Below are 3,801 nucleotides of genomic sequence, written 5' to 3' on the forward strand. Positions count from 1 at the left end.
GAAATCCCCAAAAATGCACACTTTTTCCGGTATACCCTTCAAAACCCTTGCACTAATTTCTGTGTTTATCAGCCTCTAACCTTTGATATATCAAGGTTTTAGGTTTATTCAGCAAACCCTAAGTAGGAATTAAGTGCAAGGTTTTTCAGTTGCCACCTCATAAAAGCTGGCACTTTTTGAATGCCTCAGTGGTTTTGGCTCACTCGCTTTTCTGATAAGCTGGTGATATGAATTGAGATTTCCACCAGTGATGATTTTGGATCATCGTGTGTACTTGCCAATCAGGGTCTGGTTGGGGATAATCTAAGCGGTAGTGTCCGCCCCGGCTTTCAGTTCTAAAAGCAGCACTTTTAAGAATTAAATAAGCTACATCTAATAAATTACGAGTTTCTGCCCAAAGCCGCAATTGTTGGTCAATATTTGGTAGGTTAAAACTGGCTGTTGCTGTAGGCTGTAAACTTTGCAAGAATTGACTTAAAGGCAAACTCGTAAAATCCTGCTGCCAAGATTCAATGGTAGCGATCGCATTTTCTAAACTTGATTGTTCTCGACAAATACCAGCACTTTGCCAGACTAAACGCGGTAATTTCTTCCTGATATTTTCTAACTGTGCCTGTTGATTTTCCCACTCACTGACAGATAAATTACAAAACAAAGGACTAGGGTGCAAATCTTTAACCTTGGCTTTAACCTCTGCTGGCGGTACTTCCATCTGTAAATCAGCCATCTGCGCCCCAAATATAATACATTCCAACAAAGAATTACTAGCTAAACGATTAGCACCATGAACTCCCGTACTAGCAGTTTCTCCCACAGCATATAAACCAGGAATATTAGTGCGATTTTGTAAATCTGCGACAATACCACCCATCCAGTAATGAGCAGCAGGAGCTACAGGAATCGGTTGATGAAAAACATCAATCCCCCAATGCTGACAAACCTTAATAATATTAGGAAACCGTTGCCGAATTTTCTCAGCAGGGATAGAGCGCATATCTAACCAAACATTGGCAGTAGCAAGATCATCTGCGGTACGTTGGAGATGACTAAAAATAGCTCTACTTACCACATCTCGCGGAGCAAGTTCACCTGCTGGATCATAATCACAAGCAAAACGTCGTCCTTCGTTATCCACTAGGTGCGCTCCTTCACCCCGTACCGCTTCACTAATGAGAAAACGTCCTGGTTTTGTTAAAGCTGTAGGATGAAATTGGACAAATTCTGGATCACGAATGATAGCACCCGCCCGCCATGCTATAGCTACACCATCACCTGTACTCACCGCAGGGTTAGTAGTTTGGGCAAATACTTGACCGCCTCCACCAGTGGCTAAAACTACAGCACCAGCCTTTACCCATGTCACCTTACCTTGATAAAACAAGCTGATTCCTTGACAGCGACCTGTTTCTGGTTCTATCCACAAGGACAAAGCCAAAGCTTGCTGAATCACTTGGATATTTGGACGACGCAATACTTGGTCTGTGAGGGTAGTGGTTACTTCCCTACCTGTGGTGTCTGCGGCGTGGAGAACCCGATGACGGGAGTGGGCAGCTTCTAAGGTTAAAGCTAGGGTGTTTCCATGACGGTCAAAAGCTACACCCAAGTTAACTAAGGATTGAATACAACTAGGAGCTTTTTCGGCTAAAAATTCTACTGCTTTGATATCACACAAACCAGCACCGGCTTTTAAGGTGTCTTCAATATGCAATTGTGGTGAATCTTCTGGGGATACGGCAGCAGCAATACCACCTTGCGCCCAATCACTGGCGGATAAGGTAACAGTTTCTTTTGTAATTAAGCCAACTTTTAAGGATTCTGGTAGACACAGTGCTGTATATAGTCCAGCAGCACCAGCGCCGACTACTAATACATCAAATTGGTTAGGTATATCTATTTGAGACAAGGTTAGGGAAGGTGGGTAATGGGTAATGGGTAATGGGTAACAGGTAATGGGTAATGGGTAATGGGTAATGAACTTTTTACCAATCACCAATCACCAATCACCAATCACCAATCACCAATCAGGGTTATCTGTAGATACCGTTGTTAATACGATCATCACCTTCGTTAAACTCAGGCTCGTATTCTGTGACGGTAAAGTTGCCTAAGTTAGCTTGTAGGGTCTTTTTTTGGCGATCGCTCAATCCTGCCAGATTCAATACATCCTCTACACTCTTGTAAGGCGCATTCTTGATGATTTTTTTAGCCAAGGTGGGATAAAGCCCTGGATATTGTTGAAAAGCGGCAATATTGGTATTATTCAAATCAATTTTTTTACCAAATTCTGTTGCCAGCTTCTGATCTGCCTTGTTTTGGCGTGCAATTGCCAAAACTTGGACTTGAGGCAAAGCCAGGTTGCTAAAACTCGCAGCTTGGGCTATCTGGGTTGTTCCCAGTAATCCCCAGCAGCCTAGCAACAAACTAAAAACTGTTAATAAACGTACTAATCCTTTCACGATTTTTCTACCTCTTTCCATCCAACAGAAATAAAAGCTTTCAACTACAAGCTGTTAACTAGGGGCATAAGTGCGAGTTATGAGGTAATTATTTCACCCTGCTGAAGTTCAGGCTGATTGATTACCGATTGCCTCTGACTTCATGCTCTGGTTAATAGCTAATAGCTGAATTAACACACAGCAGTCATCAAAAACTAATATACAGCTTAGTGAACTACCCAACTTAGCTGTAATTGAAGTTGAAAATTTGGGTATTACTCGCTATTACCACATTAGTGTTTTTTCTGGGATTTGACTTTGTAAAAATTTGTTACAACCTTATTACCAACTTGTTGCTAATTTTTGCTCTTAGATGGTTAAGAATTTCAGGCCAGAATCGCAGCTAGTAAAAACAGACTGTCTACTAAAATTGTACTCAAAACTGCTCCACCAAAGGCGTACCAATGCCGTTGCTTGTTACCCAAAGGTACTAGCCCCACTGTTAACAATGCTAAGGCCAACATAATTGCCCAGCCTTCTCCCCAAGGTGTTTGTACTTGTGCTAGAGCATTTTTTAAGATTTGTGAAGCTCCCGTGGCATCTGTTCTCATAATCTGCCGCCAAAAAGGCATTAAATCTACTAGGTAAAAATATATATCTGTTAAAACTGTGCCGAATAAAGAACCCAGGTAGAACCAGTTACCGACTTTACCCCAGTTTTTTCGCAAACACCATATCGCAAAGGGTAGGCCGATTGATTCTATGGGTAAGTGCCACAGGGGTTCCCAACGTAACCAACCCCAGTAAATCGCTCCTGTTAACCAACTGAGGCTAAATCCTAAGAGTAAATCGCCCCACAGATAGGTTTGCTGTCGGGACATTAATTTTAAACTCAGCCAAATCCAAAATCCTGTGATCACTAAACTCAGACTAGGTAGCGATCGCACTAAGGGCGCTTCTATAAATACTGGTACAGATACCAAAAACACCGCCGCTGCAAATACTAACCAAATTTGGTTAATTGCGATCGCCGTTGGTAGAGAAGGCAACAAGGAAAGAGTAGACTCTAATTCTTGGATACCTCTGGGCTTGGTGTCAGCGGTATACAAATCAGTCTCAATCGAGGAAGTCGCAGTAGTGTAGGATGACAACGTATTATTAATCAAAGTTTTTAATATTTGTTACTAAACTTTACTTATCTACAATATCACACTCTAAAATCCCCCCCAGGGGCATTTTTATTATACAGGAAATTTCAGGAAATAGGGAATTGGGAATTGGGAATTGGGAATTGGGAATTGGGAATTGGGAATTGGGAATTGGGAATTGGGAATTGGGAATTGGGAATTGGGAATTGGGAATTGGG

The 3,801-nt window shown here is 41.9% G+C and carries 3 protein-coding genes; all 3 read right to left on the minus strand.

All coding sequences use genetic code 11. The annotated features are described in order from the left end of the window. Positions 1–199 precede the first annotated feature (199 nt). The 3 genes from nadB to H6F47_RS26990 all read right to left on the minus strand — a co-directional run bounded on the left by nadB (position 200) and on the right by H6F47_RS26990 (position 3,601). The gene (nadB, locus tag H6F47_RS26980; RefSeq protein WP_137667697.1) at positions 200–1,903 is read right to left on the minus strand and encodes an L-aspartate oxidase; all 1,704 of its coding nucleotides are present in this window, start codon (positions 1,901–1,903) and stop codon (positions 200–202) included. Positions 1,904–2,027: 124 nt separating this feature from the next. Further along, positions 2,028–2,456: a photosystem II complex extrinsic protein PsbU gene (gene psbU / locus H6F47_RS26985; RefSeq protein WP_347239117.1), complete on the minus strand. Its 429-nt coding sequence runs from the start codon at positions 2,454–2,456 to the stop codon at positions 2,028–2,030. Between the two features lie 365 nt (positions 2,457–2,821). Further along, positions 2,822–3,601 (minus strand): DUF3120 domain-containing protein, encoded by a 780-nt coding sequence (locus tag H6F47_RS26990; RefSeq protein ID WP_190651818.1) that lies wholly within the window; start codon positions 3,599–3,601, stop codon positions 2,822–2,824. Positions 3,602–3,801: the final 200 nt, after the last annotated feature.

This window comes from Sphaerospermopsis sp. FACHB-1094 (assembly GCF_014696195.1).
Lineage (GTDB): Bacteria > Cyanobacteriota > Cyanobacteriia > Cyanobacteriales > Nostocaceae > Sphaerospermopsis > Sphaerospermopsis kisseleviana.